Genomic DNA, 16,601 nt, shown 5'->3' with positions numbered 1-16,601 from the left:
CTCCACGGACCGTCGCTATTGAGAGGCTATTATGTCGACTCCCTTCCTCGGCGAAATCAAGATGTTCGGCGGCAACTTCGCGCCACTTAACTTTGCGATGTGCAACGGCCAGCTCGTGTCAATCGCGCAGAACAGCGCGCTGTTCTCGCTGCTTGGCACCACTTATGGCGGCGACGGCGTCAACACGTTCGCCCTCCCCAATCTGCAGGGACGCGTTCCGATCAATCAGGGCCAGGGGCCGGGATTGACCAACCGCGTGATCGGAGAGTCGTCGGGCACCAACAGCGTGACGCTGACGACCAACACGATGCCGCAGCACCAGCACCTGCCGGTCGCCAACAATGTCGATCCGACCAACGATGCGCCGGCGGCGAACTTGATGCCGTGCCGGCCGAAACAGGCCGTTGGCGGCAATTCGGCACAGCTTTATACCGATCCGACCAAGACTCCGGTCGCAGGCGATCTGAAGCCGATGCTCGCGGGTATCATCGGCAACGTGGGCAACAACCTGCCGCACGACAATATGATGCCCTATCTGGTTATAACGTTCATCATCTCGCTGCAGGGGATCTTCCCCTCCCGGAATTGATGCTCAATTTGATTCAGGAAGGATGAGAGATGGCGTCACCCTACATCGCCGAAATCAAGATGTTCGGCGGCAACTTCGCCCCCAAGGGCTACGCCCTGTGCAACGGCCAGATCGTGGCGATCTCGCAGAACACGGCGTTGTTCTCGCTGCTCGGCACGACCTATGGCGGCAATGGTACAACGACTTTCGCGCTTCCCAACATGCAAGGGCGCGCGCCGGTGCATCAGGGCAATGGAGCCGGTATCGACCCGGTCTCCCTGGGGGAGATGGCGGGCGAGCCCAACGTCACGCTGACCACGGGCAACTTGCCGGCTCATACCCATCCTATTTCGGGGGCAGTAATCCTCAACTCGAACCCCGGCGAAACGCCGGCGAGCAACACATTGTTCACTAATTCGGGGCCCAACAAGCTTTATGCCGCCGCGCTGGGTACCGGCGGGCTCAACCTCGCGCCGCAAACGATCACGATGGCCGGCGGGTCGCTGCCGCACAACAACATGCAGCCCTATCTCGCGGTAAGCTTCATCATCGCGCTGCAGGGCGTTTTCCCGGCACGCAACTGACCGAGCCTTCCATGACCGATATCCAAGGGCCTCCGGCATTCGTGCTGCCGGAGGCTTTGCTGTCCCGGGGCCTCGCGCTGCGTCCGGAAACCGATGCCGACTTGCCCTTCCTGATGCAGGTCTTTGCCGCCAGCCGCGCCGATGAGCTCGCCCTGGTACCATGGACCGAGGATCAGAAGCGCGGCTTCCTGATTCATCAGTTCGGCGCGCAACGTAAACATTATTACGCCTATTTCCCGCACACCGCGTTCGACATCATCGAGCTCGATGGCAAGCCGATCGGCCGCCTCTATCTCGACGAACGCGAGACGCGCGTTCACGTCATCGACATCGCGTTGATGCCTGGCAGCCGCGACGGCGGTATCGGCACCGCGTTGCTCACCGCGATCCAGGATTATGCCCGCGCGCGGGGCAAGGGCGTCGACATCTTCGTCGAACGGATGAACCCGGCCAAATCGCTCTACGACCGGCTGGGCTTCACGGTGGTCCGCGAAGAGGATGTCTATCTGGAAATGGACTGGGCGCCCGACGGCGTCAGTTGAAGGTCGCGCAATAATCGACCCCCGCATCGGTGCTGGCTGCAGGCACCAGGAAAATGTCGTGCTCACCCATCGTTGGATGGGTCAGGCGATACGTGCCTTGCGGATAGACGTCCTGCGCCGCGACCCGGAAAAACAGCTGGAACGGTGCGCGGACTTGTCCCGGATAAGCGCGGTTGCTGAGCGCCGTCGCCCCGGTCAGCGTGAAGTCGATCGGTGCCGATTCCTCGCTCCCCGGGAGCGTGAAGGCTGTGCCGACATGCGGCGCGAAATCCTCGAGAACCAGTATTCCGTCCGGCATTGTCACCCCTCCGCTACCCGGCTTTCACTGGCCCAAGCGCGACTGGCGATCAAGCGTGCAGAACACTACGAATCGCCATCGCCACCACCGCCAGTACCGCGACGCTAGCCGCCCAGATCGCCGCCATCCAGCCGAGACGTTTCCATAATGGACCGGCTTCGTCAGGCATCAATGATAACCCGCCGAGTCGCCGACCTTGCCGCGGAACACCCAATAGGACCAGGCGGTGTAAGTCAGGATCAGCGGCACCATGATCGCGGTGCCGATCAGCATGAAGGCCTGGCTGATCGCTGGCGACGCCGCCTGCACGATCGACACCGATCCGGGCACGATGTCGGGAAACATGCTGATCCCCAACCCGATGAAGCAGAGCAGATAGAGACCGAGTGTCAGCAGGAACGGCAGCAATTCCTTCTTCCTGAGCAATGCCCACCAGAAAGCAAGCGACAGGACGGCTACCACCAACGGCACTTGTGCTGCGACCAGCACGTTCGGAAAGGTGAACCAGCGCTGGTAATAGCGATGCTCCAGGAACGGCGTGGCCGCGCTCACCGCGATCACCGCCAGCGCCGCCGCGACTCCGGCGATTTTCGCCAGGCGATAGGCATGCGCCTGCGTCCCGCCCTCGGTCTTGAAGATCAGCCAACAACTGCCGAGCAGTGCATAAGCCGCGACCGTCCCGACGCCGGTCAGCAGCGAGAAGGGCGACAGCCAGTCGAGCCAGCTGCCGCCATAAGCGCGGCCAGTTACCTGCACGCCCTGGAGCAGCGCACCAAGCACGATCCCCTGCGCCATCGCCGCGGTGACCGATCCCGCGGTGAACGCGAAATCCCAGAAGGCACGGTGCCGGGGATCGCGCCAGCGGAACTCGAACGCGACACCGCGAAACACCAGGCCGAGCAGCATCGCGATGATCGGCGGGTACATTGCCGGCATCAGGATCGCGAAGGCGAGCGGGAACGCCGCCATCAGCCCGCCGCCGCCCAGCACCAGCCAGGTCTCGTTACCGTCCCATACCGGCGCGATCGCGTTCATTGCCTGATCGCGCTCCTCGCCGACGCCGAACGCCGGGAACAGGATGCCGATGCCGAGGTCGAACCCGTCCATTACAACGTACATGAACACCGCGAAGGCGATGACGAACGCCCAGATATAAGCGAGCGTGGGATCGACGGTCATGATTCGCCTCCCATCTGAGTGGCGGGCGTGATCCCGGCGCTCCGGATCGGCGCTTCCGCCATCTCGGGTTCGTGCGGCTGCGGTCCGTTCTGCATCAACTTGAGGATGTACCAGACGCCGATTCCGAACACCGCGAAATAGACGATGACGAACGCCGCCAGCGAGGTTGCGACGGCAGGCGTCGCCAATGGCGATGCCGATTGGCTGGTCCTGAGCAGGCCATAGATCGTCCAGGGCTGGCGCCCGACCTCGGTCGTGATCCAGCCCGCTATCACCGCGACGAAGCCGGAAGGCCCCATCACCAGCGCCGCCCGGTGGAGCCACGTCCAATCGTACAGCTTGCGCCGCATCCGCGCGACCAGGCTCCACAGCCCCAACCCGAGCATGGCGAGGCCCAGCCCGACCATCACCCGGAACGACCAGAACACCACCGCCACCGGCGCCCATTGATCGCGCGGGAAATCCTTCAGCCCCTGCAGCGGCGCATGGGGATCATGCCTCAGGATCAGCGAGCCCGCATAGGGGATCTCGACCTTGTAATGGACCTTGCCATCGGCGTTGGACGGCAGGCCGAACAGCACCAATGGCGCGCCGTTCGGGCTCGGATCGAAATCGCCTTCCATCGCCAGCACCTTGGCCGGCTGGTGCTCGAGCGTGTTGAGACCCTGCTGGTCGCCGGCCAGGATCTGCACCGGCGCGACCAAGGCGGCCATCCACATCGCCATACTAAACATGGTGCGAGCAGCCTGGAGCGACGAAGTCGCTCCAGGACTCGCTGCGGCGGCCGGCGAGCCGCCAGGCTCGTCCGACGGCGCGGCTTTGCCGCGGCGTCCGGCAGCGTCCCTGAGCAAATGCCAGGCCCCGCACGCTCCCACTACCAACGATGTCGTCAGATACGCCGCGATCACCGTATGCACCAACCGATATGGAAAGCTCGGGTTGAAGATCACCGCCGCCCAGGATCCGGCAACGACGAACTGCCCTTGCGCATTCATCGCGAACCCGGTCGGCGTCTGCATCCAGCTGTTGACGCTGAGGATCCAGAAGGCGGAGATGAAGGTGCCGAGCGCGACCATGCAGGTCGCGGCGAAGTGCAGCGTCTTGCCCACGCGCTTCATCCCAAACAGCATCACACCCAGGAAGCCGGCTTCGAGGAAGAAGGCGGTCAGCACCTCGTACGCCATCAGCGGTCCGATCACCGGCCCGGCCCTGTCGGAAAACACCGACCAGTTGGTCCCGAACTGGTAGGACATGACGATTCCCGACACGACGCCCATGGCGAACGCGACCGCGAAGATCTTCACCCAGAACCGGAACAGGTCGAGATAGACCGGCTTTCCCGTGCGCAGCCACAGCCCTTCGAGCACCATCAGGTAACTCGCCAGACCGATCGAAAAGCTGGGAAAAATGAAATGAAAGCTGACGGTGAACCCGAACTGGATCCGGGCTAGCAGCAAGGCAGTCTCAGCGGCAGTCATCGCCACCTCCTTGCCCGCCGCCGATGCTCCCGGATCGATCGCAATGCAAGTGCGCGATATGCAGGTGCGACTGCGCGGGATAGTAAGAACCCGATCAAGTCGAAGGGGAAAAAGGAGGCTCGCGCCGCACGACGCGAGCCTCTTCCCTGCTCCTTGAAGGTTTCGAACGACTCGGGAAGCGATGCCGCCGATGGGAATATTTCAACCATGACCAATCCCTACGGAGCAATCTTTCGCGTTCGCGGAACGAAGGGCTTCGCCGCGGCCGCGTTCATCGCCCGGCTCCCGGTGGCCATGGTTCCGATCGGCATCGTCACGATGCTGTCCGAATTGCGCGGCGAATATTGGCTGGCCGGCGCAGTCGCGGCGACGGCAACGCTCACCAACGCCGCCGTCGCACCGCAGATTTCGCGACTGGTGGACCGGCTGGGGCAATTCCGCCTGATCGTTCCGACCACGACGATATCGGTCCTGGCCTTCGTCGTGCTGATGATCGCCGCGCATCGGAATTGGCCGGCCTGGACCCTGTTCGCCGCTGCATTGCCGGCCGCCGTCATGCCCAGCATGTCGGCGATGGTCCGCGCCCGATGGACCGAATTGTTCCGCGACCGCCCTGAGCTCAACACCGCCTTCGCGTTCGAGTCGGCGGCCGACGAGCTGGTTTACATCGCCGGAGCGTCGCTGTCGGTGGGGTTGAGCGTCGCACTGTTTCCCGAAGCCGGCATCCTGGTCTCGACCCTGCTTCTCGCTGCCGGGACGACGGCATTCGTCCTGCAACGGCGCACCGAACCGCCGGCGCGCTCCGCCGATTCCGGTCGAAACGTTTCCGCGATCTTCTTGCCGCCCGTACAGATCATCACCCTGATCCTGGTCTTCGTCGGCGCGATCTTCGCGACCGCGGAGGTTAGCACCGTCGCGCTTACCCGCGACCTCGGCCAACCCGGCGCCGCCAGCCTGGTCATCGGCCTGTATGCGGCGGGGTCATTCGTCGTCGGGGTCGTCATCGGCGCATTGAAGCGCACGCTGCCGCTGCACAGGCAGCTGCTCGTGGTGCTGGTCGCACTATTGGTCACGACATTGCCGTTGCTGCTGGCGAATTCCGTACCGACGCTGGCCGCGGCGATCCTATTGAGTGGTGTTGCGGTTTCGCCGACCTTCATCACGGCGTTCGGTCTGGTCGAGCGGCGCGTTCCACCGGGAGTTCTGACCGAAGGCGTGACCTGGGTGACGACGGGCATCGGCATCGGGATGGCGCTCGGCGCTTTCCTGTCGGGCTGGGTGGTCGATGCGTTCGGCGCCCGCAGCGGCTTTCTGGTGTCGGCAGGCGCAGCGACTGCCGCTTTGTCGATCGCGCTTGTCGGCCAGCGAGTGTTGGCTCGGCGCATCGCGCCTGTGGAGGCTTGACCGCCACGTCTTGCGGAAAGAAACCGGGAAACAACGCGCACTCACCGAGCCTTGGCTCGGGCTGCTGCCGCGATCAGGATTGCGGCTGGAAGTCGATCAGTTCGATGTCGAACACCAGGGTCGACTTGCCGGGAATTACCACCTTCCCCTGCTCGTCGCGCTGATCCTCAGGGCCATAAGCCAGGCGCGACGGGATCCACACGCGCAGCGTCTCGCCCTTGGCCATCAGCTTCAGCGCTTCGCTGAAGCCCGGCACCACCCCCGAAACCGGCATCGGCGTCGGCTGGGTCGATTTGTCGAAACTCGTGCCGTCGACCAGCTTGCCCTCGTAATTGACCAACGCGACATCCGTATCGGCCGGATGCGCGCCGGTCGCCGGCTTGATCACGCGATATTGTATGCCCGACGCGGTCTGGATCACGCCACGCAGCTTGCGGTTCTTGGCGAGAAAGGCGTCCTCGGGCGAGAGCGGGGCCACCGGCGCCTTGGCGGCAGCAGCCCGCTTGGCGGCTGTCGCCCGTTTGGCAACCGGCACCTTCTTTGCGAGCACGGGCATGGCGCCGATAGTGATCGCCGTCGCGCCGATCAGGCAAGCCGCCGCAACCTTCAGGCCCATGGCGCTGTCGCCTACTTGCCCGTCGGCGCGGCAGGCGCCGGGGCGGGCTCGCCGCCCGGAACCGTGCCACCAGCTCCCGGAGGACCACCGGCTCCCGAAGGACCGCCCGCGCCGCCAGCACCGCCCATGCTCTGCATCATCTGCTGCTGCTGCATCATGATCTGCTGATATTGTGCAAGCGGGATGAAATCGATCAGTTCGATGTCGAACACCAAAGTCGCATTGGCCGGGATCGGCCCCGCGCCCTTGTCGCCATAACCGAGCTTGGCCGGGATCCAGACGCGGAACTTCGCGCCCTTGCTCATCAGCTTGAGCGCTTCGCTGAAGCCCGGGACGACGCCCTTGATCGGCATCGGGGTCGGCTGCTGCGACTTGTCGAAGGTCGTGCCGTCGAGCAATTTGCCTTCGTAATTGACCAGCGCGACGTCCGTGTCGGTCGGGTTCTTGCCCTTGCCCGGGGTCAGCACCTTGTACTGCAGCCCCGACGCGGTGGTCTTCACCCCCGGCGCCCAGGAATTGAACGTCATCGACAGCGAGTCGCGCGCGCTGCCGCCCCACCACATGAACATGCTGAACAGCAACGCGCCGGCGCCCAGCACGGCGAGCACGATGCCCAGCCATAGGACGCGCTTCGCACGCGGATCGAGCGGCGCCTTTGCGGGCGCCTTGGGAGCAATCGTGTCAGCCATGTTTTATCTTTTCACTGTCCTGGAGGAGGGACGAGGCTCTCGCCGCCGCCCGGGGGCGGACCACCGGCACCACCCGGCGCACCGCCGGGTCCACCGGGACCGCCCATGCCGCCGGCACCGCCGCCGTTCATCATCTGCATCTGCCGCTGATATTGTTCGACAACCGCTTGCGGCAGGAAATCCTTGAGTTCGATATCGAACATCAACGGCGAATTCGCCGGCAGCACGACATTGCCCTGCTGATCCTTCTGGTCCTGCGCGCCATAAGCAAGGCTCGCGGGGATCCACACCCGGATCTTCTCATTCTTGTGCATCAGCTTCAGCGCTTCGCTGAAACCCGGAACGACGCCCTTGACCGGCATCGGCATCGGCTGTTGCGACTTGTCGAAGACCTTGCCGTTGCGCAGGCGGCCTTCATACTGGACCAGCGCGACGTCAGTATCCGTCGGAGACGCGCCTGTGCCGGCCTTGAGCACTTCGTATTTAAGGCCAGACGACGTCGTCTTGACGCCCCAACCGCGCTGCGATCTGGTGAACAGGTCATCACCCTGCCGCGCGAGCAGGAACGCGCCGATTACGGCGACGGCAATGCCGATCCACAGCAGCCAGATATAGCTGCGCTTGACGGGCTGCAGGGGAACGGCGGTCACGGACATGGGAGCAAGCCTCGACGGGAAGGCCGCGTACGACCGCGGCCGGGACACGCTGTTCTCGGTAGGTCCGGGGGCCGCGGCTCGCAAGCCCCCATGCAACACGACGATAAAGGCCTTACTTGGCCCCGTCGCGCTCCATCCGCTTACGCTCGAGCTTACGCGCGCGGCGGACGGCGGCGGCACGCTCGCGCGCACGCTTCTCGCTGGGCTTCTCGTAATGGCGGCGCAGCTTCATCTCGCGATACACGCCTTCGCGCTGGAGCTTCTTCTTGAGAGCCCGAAGCGCCTGATCGACATTGTTATCGCGCACGATGATTTGCATAAAACCCGTCAACTCCAGATCAAATGATTATGGCCGCCGCAGACAAAGTCCGGGCGTGAAGGCGCGGCTCCTAACAGTGGGTCGGGCAAAACGCAAGCCAATCGCGCTGTTGCTTCTGCGTCACAGGTCGCCGCCAATCCGCCAATGTTGCAGCGATGCAATGTGGCGGATACGCTTCACCGGCACCCGAGACGAATGCTTTTGACCGCGCCCAGAGTGGATTTGCAGACCCGCCTTCTCATCGTCGACGACGATCCCGGCATTCGCGAGCTGACCGCCGCGTTCCTGTCGGGGCACGGCTATGTCGTCGACACTGCGGGCAATGGCGCGGAAATGCGCGCGGCGATGGCCGCCGGCGATTATGGCCTGGTCGTGCTCGACGTGATGATGCCGGGAGAGGACGGGCTTACCATCCTGCGCAGCCTCGACCCCGCGACCGCGCCGCCGGTGATCATCGTCTCGGTGGTCGGCACCGACATCGACCGCGTCGTCGGTCTCGAAATGGGCGCGGACGACTATCTCGCCAAGCCAGCCAATCCGCGTGAATTGCTGGCGCGCGTGCGCTCGGTGCTCCGGCGGAAGGCGCAAGGAGGCGAAATACGGCCGCGCGACGGGCGCACGCTTTACCGATTCGCGGGATGGCGGCTCGATCCAGTGGCGCGCGAACTGGTCGATCCCGAGAATGTGTTGATCAACCTGTCCGATGGCGAGTTCCGCCTGCTACTGACCTTTGTCGAGCGCCCGCGTCGCGTGCTGACCCGCGATCAGCTGCTCGATCTGTCGCGCGGAGTGAATGCCGAGCATTTCGACCGGGCGATCGACGTCCAGATCAGCCGTCTGCGCCGCAAGCTGTCGCGCACGAACGAGGACGAGTTGATCCGCACCGTCCGCAACGAAGGCTATCTGTTCGGCGCCGATGTCGACCGCCGTTAGCCTCGAGTCCGCCAGGCGCCAATCGATCGTCGTCCCCATCCTCGCTCTGGTCGTGGCGTCGGTTGCGGTCGCGACGATCGCGCTGTTCGCGGTCACTTTTTCCGGCCCGCCCGCCAGGCCGGCGCCTCAGCCCGTTGCCTCGATCGCCGCCTTGCTGCGCGGCGGCAATGCGCCCGCCGCAATGGCCGAATGGCGGCTCAACGTCGTGACCAGCCAGGAACCGCCGCGCCCGCATGCGCGCGAGCAGCGCGATCCGATCTTCTCGCATCAGCTCGCACGGGAACTCGGCGTGCCGGAGAGCGACGCAGTGATCTATCGTGATCCCGGTCACGACGCCCCACCCGACGGCATATCCGCTCCCTTCGTCGCGGGCGCGCGGCTGAACGGCGTCTGGCGGATTGCGCTCACCCCGCCGCCGTCATTCCTCAGCCGCTGGCATTGGGTCACGCTGGCGACGATGGCGGGGCTGCTCGCCGGCCTGTCGGTGTTGGGCTGGCTGATCGCGCGCGCCATCTCGCGGCCCCTGCGCGAGCTCGCCACCGCGGCATCCCGAGCGCACGCCGGTGCTCCGCTGGCGGCACTTCCCGCTCGGGCGCCACGCGAAGTGGCCCAGCTTGGCGAGGCGCTGACGGCGATGCACGCACGGCTTGCCGGCCACGCCGAAGGGCGCACCGCGATGCTCGCGGCGATCGCCCACGACCTCGGCACGCCCTTGTCGCGACTCGCTTTCTGGGTCGAGCAATTGCCCGACGATGCGCGCGCGCGCGCCGAAAGCGACGTCGACGAAATGCGCGCGATGATCGCCGCCGCGATCGGCTATGCCCGCGACGAGATGCATATGCGCGCCGATGCGCGGGTCGATCTTGGCAGCCTGCTCGACAGCCTGGTCGAGGACATGGCAGTCGCCGGCGTTCCGGTGACGGTCGCTTCCGGCCCGCGCGCGGTCGTGCGCGGGGACCCAAGCGCGTTACGGCGGTTGTTCGCCAATCTGATCGACAACGCCGCCCGCTACGGTACCAGCGCTGCGCTCGACTGGAGCATTATCGGCGATATGGCGATCATCCATATCGACGATCGCGGGCCGGGCGTCGACCCGAGCCAGGCCGAATGGCTGTTCGAGCCGTTCGTCCGCGGCGACCCGTCGCGCAACCGCGCCACCGGAGGCAGCGGGCTCGGCCTCGCCATCGTACGGTCGATCGCACGGCGGCATGGCGGCGATGCAACGCTCGCCAATCGCGCCGACGGTGGCGCGCGTGCCACGGTGACGCTTCCCGTCGACCGCTGAAACACGCCGAAACAATTCCGCGACGCGGCGACATATCGCGGCGAGGCGGGCAGCGCATCCGGGCCCAATCTTATGGGGAGTTCACCGATGCCCGCTCACGACGACCATTACCACGATCATGGCCACAGCCTGGCCGAAGACCTGAAGGCGATGGAGGCACTGGTCGCGCGCCGCCGCGCGCTCAAATGGTTCGCCGGTGCCAGCATGGCGGGGATCGTCGCCGCCTGCGGAGAAGGCAGCGGATCGTCGAGTACGACGACCACGACGTCCACTCCCACACCGACGCCGACCGCGACCGCCACTGCGACACCCACGCCGACGCCGACCGCGACGGCGACCGCCAGCGGCAGCTGCATCGTCGACCCGACCGAAACCAACGGCCCCTACCCGGCCGACGGCACCAACACTTCGTCAGGGTCGACCAGCAACGTCCTGACCTCGAGCGGCATCGTCAGGAGCGACATCCGCTCGAGCTTCCTCGGCTCGAGCACCACCACCGCGACCGGCGTCCAGCTGACGCTCGCGCTCACCGTGGTCAACGTCAACGCGGCGTGCGCGGCGCTCGCCGGCTATGCCGTCTACATCTGGTGTTGCGACCGCCAGGGCAATTACTCGCTCTACACAGCACCGGCGGAGAGCTATCAGCGCGGCGTCCAGGTTACCGACAGCAGCGGTCAGGTCACCTTCACGCTGATCTTCCCCGGCTGTTATTCGGGGCGCTGGCCGCACATCCATTTCGAGATCTTCTCGTCGCTGTCGAATGCGATCGGCGGCAATTACGCCTCGCTCGTCTCGCAGCTCGCGATGCCGACGGCGGCGTGCACTTCGGTCTATGCCGACACCACGACCTATCCGTCGAGCGCGACTAACTTCGCCAGTATCAGCCTGTCGTCGGACAATGTTTTCGGCGACAATAGCAGCAGCCAGATCGCGCAGCAGACTCCGGCGCTGACCGGCGGGCCCAGCTCAGGCTATGTCGCGACGGCGCTCATCGGACTCGCGCGGTAGAAGACCGCCCAACGCCTCCGGGGCGCACCGCGCGAGGCGGGGCACGGCGCGGGAGGGCGCTGTGCCCCGCTACCGTGATTGCGCGCTAGGGGCGCGAATCAATTCCGGCGGTGCTTCCCGCCATAGCGCCGGCCGATATAATCGCCGATCTTGCCCATCTCGTTCGCGGCTGCCAGCGCGCTCGCGTCGCAGCATGGCAGCGGATTTTGCGCGTGATCCGCGGCACTTGCCTGCACCTTGTCGCACAAATTCTCGATATCCGCGCGCGTCAGCAGGTTCTTTTCACGCAATACGCACAGCAGACTCTGCAGAATCAGCATGGTCTTGTCGCTGCTGTCGCCAGCAACAAACTCGACGTCTTTCATCGTCACTCTCTCCTTATCTTTGGAAAGAGGTTATGCTTATTGCGTCAAAAGGCAAGCGGACGATCTAATCGATCACTGAAGGCCGCCGCCGAGTGCCCGATATAACTCGATCAGGTTGCTCGACCGGGTCGTGCGAGTGGTAACCAATTGCTGTTCCGCGGCGTAAGCGGTGCGTTGCGCGTCGAGCGCGACCAGGAAGCTGTCGACGCCGGCGCGATAGCGTGCGTCGGACAATTTGGCGGCCACTTGCGCGGCATTGGCGCGCGCGGTCTGGGCAGAAACCTGCTCGTCGATCGTGCCACGCTGCGCCAGCGCGTCGGCGACTTCGCGGAAAGCGGTCTGAATGGTCTTTTCGTACGTCGCCACGGCCGCCTTTTGCGACGCCTTGGCATAATCGAGATTGCCCTTGTTGCGGCCGGCGTCGAACAGCGGCAGCGCGACCGATGGAGCAACATTATAGGTGCCGGTCCCCGCCCCGAACAGTCCGGTCAACCCGCTGCTGATCGTGCCCAGCGCCGCGGTCAGCGAAATGCGCGGGAAAAAGGCCGCCCGTGCCGCACCGATATTGGCATTCTGCGCGATCAACTGATGCTCGGCCTGGAGCACGTCCGGACGCCGCAGCAGCACCTCCGACGACAGGTTGGCGGGCAAGGCGTCGCGAGTCACGCGGCCTTCGCCGAGCGCCACCGGCAACAGATCGGCCGAGACGGTCGTCCCGGCGAGCAGGTTGAGCGCGTTCTGATCCTGCGCGATCCTGGTCTGGAGCGTGGCGATATCATTGCGCGCCGCCTGGTAATTGGTCTCGGCCTGCCGCGATTCGAGTTCGGACGCGACGCCGATGCGGAATTGCGCGCGCGTCAGCTCGAGCGTCTGTTCGAAAGTCTTGAGCGTGCTCTGCGACAGCCGCAATTGCTCCTGATCGGACGCCAGCGTCAGCCATGCCGTGGCGATTTCCGAGATCAGGCTGATCCGCGTCGTGCGCTGCGCTTCCTCGGTCGCGAAATATTGTTCGAGCGCGGCCTTGGACAGATTGCGCAGCCGCCCAAACAGGTCGAGTTCGAACGAGGAGAAGCCGACATTGGCCTGGAAATACTGGATGTCGGTCGACGAACCGCCGCCGCCCGCGCCTGCTCCGCCAGCCCCGGCGCCCAGGCTGTTGGTATAAGTGGCCGAGCCGTTGGCGCTGATGCTCGGCAGGATGTCGGCACGCTGGACGCGATATTGCGCGCGCGCCTGGAGCACGTTGGCCGCGGCCACCCGCAAGTCACGATTGTTGTCGAGGCCGAGCTGGATCACCTGGCGCAGGCGGTCGTCGGTGAAGAAGTCGCGCCAGCCGATCGCGGTCACATCCGGCGCGTCGGTCGCGGCCCGCGGATAGACACCGCCTTCGGGCAGCGCGGTCGGGACAGCTCCCGAAGGCCGGACATATTTAGGAGCGAGGTTGCAGGCCGACAGCGCACTGCCGGCAAGCAGGAGGACGAGGATGGGACGAACGGTCACGGATCAGGCTCCCTGCGGCGCGGCCGCATCGGTATCACGGTCGGTCGATGCATCGCGCTCGCCGTGCCGGCCGAACAGGCGCAGCACCACGACGAAGAACATCGGCACGAAGAAGATGGCGAGGATGGTGGCCGACAGCATGCCGCCCACGACCGCGCGGCCGATGGCGTGCTGCCCGCCCGCCCCCGCGCCCGCCGCGATCGCCAGCGGGAACACGCCGAAGATGAAGGCGAAGCTGGTCATCAGGATCGGACGCAGGCGCAGCTTGGCCGCCGCGACCGCTGCCTCGAACGCATTGAGCCCGTCGCGCATCTTCTCCTCGGCGAACTCGACGATCAGGATCGCGTTCTTCGCCGACACGCCGATCGTCGTGATCAGCCCGACCTGAAGATAGATGTCGTTGTTGAGCCCGGTGATGGTCGCAGCAAGCAAGGCGCCGACAACGCCGAGCGGGACGACCAGCAGGACCGAGATCGGCACCGACCAGCTTTCGTAGAGCGCGGCGAGGCACAGGAACACGATCAGCAGCGACAGCCCATAGAGCGCGGGCGCCTGTCCGCCGGACAACCGCTCCTCATAGGACAGGCCTGTCCATTCGAGCGCGGTGCCGGGTGGGAGTTTGGCGTGGATATCCTCCATCGCCTTCATCGCGGCTCCGGACGCCACGCCTGGCGCGGGCGCCCCCTGGATTTCGATCGCCGGCTGGCCGTTATAGCGAGTCAGCTGCACCGGGGCCTGCGCCCAGCTCAGCGTCGAGAAAGCGGTATAGGGCGCCATCTGACCATTGCTCGAGCGCACGTAGAAGCTGCCGATATCATCGGGTTTGAGCCGATACGGTTCGTCGGCCTGAATGTAGACGCGCTTGACGCGGCCGCGGTCGATGAAGTCGTTGATATAAGAGCCGCCCCACGCCGCGGCCATGGTGGAGTTCACGTCGCCGAGATCGAGCCCGAGCGCGCGCGCCTTGTCCTGATCGATATCGACCTTGAGCTGCGGTGCGTCCTCCAGCGAGTTTGGCCGCACGCCGACCAGACTTTTGTCCTGAGACGCCATGCCCAGCATCATGTTGCGGGCCTGGATCAGCCGATCATGTCCAATCGCGCCGGTATCGACCAATTGCAGATCAAAGCCGGTCGCATTGCCGAGTTCGGAGACCGCGGGCGGCACGACCGCGAAGATCAGACCGTCGTTATACTGAGAAAAGGTCCCCATCGCCCGGCCGGAGATAGCCGCCGCGCTGTTCTGACCGCCCTTGCGTTCCGACCAGGGCTTGAGCGGAATCCAGGCGATGCCGCTATTCTGGCCGGCGCCCGCGAAGCTGAATCCATTGACAGTGAAGACGCCGTCGACGTTCGCCTTCTCCTCCTGCAGGAAATGATCCCGGACAAGATCCAGCCCCTTGGCGGTGCGGCTGGCGGTGGCACCCGACGGCCCCTGGACAATGGCAATGACATAACCCTGATCTTCATCGGGCAGGAAGCCGGTCGGCAAGCGCCAGAACAGCAGCCCCATGCCGATTACGACCAAGGCGTAGATCAGGATCGAGCGCTTCCAGCTGCGCGCGGTCGACCGCACACCTTTTTCGTATCGGACCTGGCCACGTTCGAACTTGTCGTTGAACCAACGGAAGAAGCGCGCCAGCAGGCCATTGCCCTTTTCCTTGTTCGGATCATGCGGCTTCAAAATGGTGGCGCACAAAGCGGGCGTCAGGATCAACGCGACCATCACTGACAGCGCCATCGCCGACACGATCGTGAGCGAGAATTGGCGATAGATCACGCCGGTCGATCCGCCAAAGAACGCCATCGGCAGGAACACCGCCGACAGGACCAGGCCGATCCCGACCAGCGCGCTGCTGATCTCATCCATCGACTTGCGCGCGGCGTCCTTGGGACTCAATCCCTCGGTGGTGATCAGGCGTTCGACATTCTCGACCACGACGATCGCGTCGTCGACCAACAGGCCGATCGCCAGCACCATGCCAAACAGGGTCAGCGTGTTGATGCTGAACCCGGTCAGCGCCATCACCCCGAACGTACCCAGCAGCACCACCGGAACGGCGATCGTCGGGATCAATGTGGCACGGAAGTTCTGGAGGAACAGGAACATCACCAGGAAGACGAGGACGACCGCCTCGATCAGCGTCTCGACGACATGCTCCACCGACAGACGCACGAACGGCGTGGTGTCATAGGGGTAGATGACCTTTACGTCGGACGGGAATTGCTTGGCGACGGCATCGACCTGCTCTTTGACGGCGGTCACCGTGCTCAGCGCATTGGCGCCCGGCGCCAGCTTGATGCCGATACCGGTCGCCGGCTTGCCGTTATATTCCGCGTTGAAGCCGTAATTCTCCGCGCCCAGTTCGACCCGCGCGACGTCGCCCAGCCGCACCACCGAGCCATCGGCGCCGCTCTTCAGCCGGATCTGCGCGAATTGCTCGGGCGTGTTCAGGCGCGACTGCACCGAAACGGTCGCGTTGAGCATCTGCTCCTTGGGCGCCGGCAACCCGCCGACCTGACCGGCCGAGACCTGCGCGTTCTGCGCGCGGACCGCGGTCATCACGTCGGTCATCGTCAGCGCGTAATTGTTGAGCTTGAGCGGATCGACCCAGATGCGCATCGCATATTGCGAGCCGAACAATTGCGTATCGCCGACGCCGTTAACCCGGCTGAGCGGATCCTGCACCTTCGAGGCGACGATATCGGCAAGGTCCTTGCCGTCATGCGCGCCATTTTCCGAATAGAGACCGATGAACATCAGGAAATTCTGGGTCGCCTTAGCGACCTGGATGCCCTGCTGCTGAACTTCCTGCGGAAGGAGCGGCGTTGCCGCCTGCAGCTTGTTCTGGACCTGGACCTGCGCGATGTCCGGGTTGGTACCCTGTTCGAAGGTCAGCGTGATGGTCACGGTGCCGGCCGACGAGGACGAGGACGAGAAGTAGCGAAGGTGGTCCAACCCCTTCATCTGCTGCTCGATGATCTGGGTCGTCGTATTCTCGAGCGTCTGCGCGTCCGCACCCGGATAGGTCGCGGTGATCGAGATCGAGGGCGGCGCGATGCTCGGAAATTGCGCGATCGGCAATGAGCGGATCGCGATGACGCCGGCCAGCATCAGGACGATCGCGATCACCCAGGCGAAGATCGGCCGGTCGATGAAGAAACGTGACATGGACGG

General features: G+C 64.8%; 18 protein-coding genes. 7 read left to right on the top strand and 11 right to left on the bottom strand.

The window, feature by feature from the left end; all coding sequences use genetic code 11:
• The first annotated feature begins 31 nt into the window (after positions 1–31).
• The 3 genes from AC1DRD_RS02985 to AC1DRD_RS02975 are packed head-to-tail and all read left to right on the top strand — an operon-like array spanning position 32 to position 1,694.
• Positions 32–589, top strand: coding sequence for a phage tail protein (locus AC1DRD_RS02985; protein WP_478040218.1), 558 nt, complete (start codon positions 32–34; stop codon positions 587–589).
• A gap of 29 nt (positions 590–618) precedes the next feature.
• Positions 619–1,152, top strand: a complete 534-nt coding sequence (locus AC1DRD_RS02980) for a phage tail protein (protein ID WP_478040217.1) — start codon at positions 619–621, stop codon at positions 1,150–1,152.
• Between the two features lie 11 nt (positions 1,153–1,163).
• Positions 1,164–1,694, top strand: coding sequence for a GNAT family N-acetyltransferase (locus AC1DRD_RS02975; protein WP_478040215.1), 531 nt, complete (start codon positions 1,164–1,166; stop codon positions 1,692–1,694).
• Here the strand turns inward: AC1DRD_RS02975 and AC1DRD_RS02970 are convergent.
• From AC1DRD_RS02970 to AC1DRD_RS02955, 4 genes are read right to left on the bottom strand one after another with little or no spacing between them, the layout of a single operon-like run.
• Positions 1,687–1,992: a DUF6916 family protein gene (locus AC1DRD_RS02970; protein WP_478027949.1), complete on the bottom strand. Its 306-nt coding sequence runs from the start codon at positions 1,990–1,992 to the stop codon at positions 1,687–1,689. The genes AC1DRD_RS02975 and AC1DRD_RS02970 overlap by 8 nt on opposite strands.
• A 49-nt stretch (positions 1,993–2,041) precedes the next feature.
• Positions 2,042–2,161, bottom strand: a complete 120-nt coding sequence (locus AC1DRD_RS02965; RefSeq protein ID WP_478040213.1) for a DUF2474 family protein — start codon at positions 2,159–2,161, stop codon at positions 2,042–2,044.
• The gene (gene cydB, locus AC1DRD_RS02960) at positions 2,161–3,171 is read right to left on the bottom strand and encodes a cytochrome d ubiquinol oxidase subunit II (RefSeq protein ID WP_478040211.1); all 1,011 of its coding nucleotides are present in this window, start codon (positions 3,169–3,171) and stop codon (positions 2,161–2,163) included. The genes AC1DRD_RS02965 and cydB overlap by 1 nt, the downstream gene beginning before the upstream one ends.
• On the bottom strand, positions 3,168–4,649 hold the full coding sequence (locus AC1DRD_RS02955) for a cytochrome ubiquinol oxidase subunit I (RefSeq protein WP_478040209.1): 1,482 nt from the start codon (positions 4,647–4,649) through the stop codon (positions 3,168–3,170). The genes cydB and AC1DRD_RS02955 overlap by 4 nt, the downstream gene beginning before the upstream one ends.
• A gap of 207 nt (positions 4,650–4,856) precedes the next feature.
• On the opposite strand from AC1DRD_RS02955, the gene AC1DRD_RS02950 reads away from it, so the two are divergent.
• On the top strand, positions 4,857–6,053 hold the full coding sequence (locus AC1DRD_RS02950) for an MFS transporter (RefSeq protein ID WP_478040207.1): 1,197 nt from the start codon (positions 4,857–4,859) through the stop codon (positions 6,051–6,053).
• A 73-nt stretch (positions 6,054–6,126) separates the two neighbouring features.
• Here AC1DRD_RS02950 and AC1DRD_RS02945 read toward each other — a convergent pair whose 3' ends face one another.
• From AC1DRD_RS02945 to rpsU, 4 genes are all read right to left on the bottom strand, one after another.
• A complete protein-coding gene (locus AC1DRD_RS02945; protein ID WP_478040205.1) occupies positions 6,127–6,669 on the bottom strand; it encodes an FKBP-type peptidyl-prolyl cis-trans isomerase in 543 nt (180 codons plus the stop codon).
• 11 nt (positions 6,670–6,680) lie between these two features.
• On the bottom strand, positions 6,681–7,358 hold the full coding sequence (locus AC1DRD_RS02940) for an FKBP-type peptidyl-prolyl cis-trans isomerase (RefSeq protein WP_478040203.1): 678 nt from the start codon (positions 7,356–7,358) through the stop codon (positions 6,681–6,683).
• An 11-nt stretch (positions 7,359–7,369) separates the two neighbouring features.
• A complete protein-coding gene (locus AC1DRD_RS02935; RefSeq protein ID WP_478040201.1) occupies positions 7,370–8,014 on the bottom strand; it encodes an FKBP-type peptidyl-prolyl cis-trans isomerase in 645 nt (214 codons plus the stop codon).
• A 112-nt stretch (positions 8,015–8,126) separates the two neighbouring features.
• A complete protein-coding gene (gene rpsU, locus AC1DRD_RS02930) occupies positions 8,127–8,333 on the bottom strand; it encodes a 30S ribosomal protein S21 (RefSeq protein WP_056428702.1) in 207 nt (68 codons plus the stop codon).
• Between the two features lie 195 nt (positions 8,334–8,528).
• On the opposite strand from rpsU, the gene AC1DRD_RS02925 reads away from it, so the two are divergent.
• The 3 genes from AC1DRD_RS02925 to AC1DRD_RS02915 all read left to right on the top strand — a co-directional run bounded on the left by AC1DRD_RS02925 (position 8,529) and on the right by AC1DRD_RS02915 (position 11,559).
• Positions 8,529–9,266 carry a response regulator gene (locus tag AC1DRD_RS02925; protein ID WP_478040199.1) on the top strand — a complete coding sequence of 246 codons (738 nt, stop codon included), beginning with the start codon at positions 8,529–8,531 and terminating at the stop codon, positions 9,264–9,266.
• Positions 9,250–10,551, top strand: a complete 1,302-nt coding sequence (locus AC1DRD_RS02920; protein ID WP_478040197.1) for a sensor histidine kinase — start codon at positions 9,250–9,252, stop codon at positions 10,549–10,551. Before AC1DRD_RS02925 ends, AC1DRD_RS02920 begins: the two co-directional genes overlap by 17 nt.
• Positions 10,552–10,638: 87 nt before the next feature.
• A complete protein-coding gene (locus AC1DRD_RS02915; protein WP_478040195.1) occupies positions 10,639–11,559 on the top strand; it encodes a peptidase associated/transthyretin-like domain-containing protein in 921 nt (306 codons plus the stop codon).
• 98 nt (positions 11,560–11,657) lie between these two features.
• Here AC1DRD_RS02915 and AC1DRD_RS02910 read toward each other — a convergent pair whose 3' ends face one another.
• The 3 genes from AC1DRD_RS02910 to AC1DRD_RS02900 form a co-directional block, all read right to left on the bottom strand.
• Positions 11,658–11,924: a hypothetical protein gene (locus AC1DRD_RS02910; protein WP_066807197.1), complete on the bottom strand. Its 267-nt coding sequence runs from the start codon at positions 11,922–11,924 to the stop codon at positions 11,658–11,660.
• 72 nt (positions 11,925–11,996) lie between these two features.
• On the bottom strand, positions 11,997–13,424 hold the full coding sequence (locus AC1DRD_RS02905; RefSeq protein ID WP_478040194.1) for an efflux transporter outer membrane subunit: 1,428 nt from the start codon (positions 13,422–13,424) through the stop codon (positions 11,997–11,999).
• Positions 13,425–13,427: 3 nt separating this feature from the next.
• Positions 13,428–16,595 (bottom strand): efflux RND transporter permease subunit, encoded by a 3,168-nt coding sequence (locus tag AC1DRD_RS02900; protein WP_478040192.1) that lies wholly within the window; start codon positions 16,593–16,595, stop codon positions 13,428–13,430.
• Positions 16,596–16,601 lie beyond the last annotated feature (6 nt).

Source organism: Sphingomonas sp. P4_G2 (genome assembly GCF_056401155.1).
This window is presented reverse-complemented; position numbering and strand designations above follow the sequence as displayed.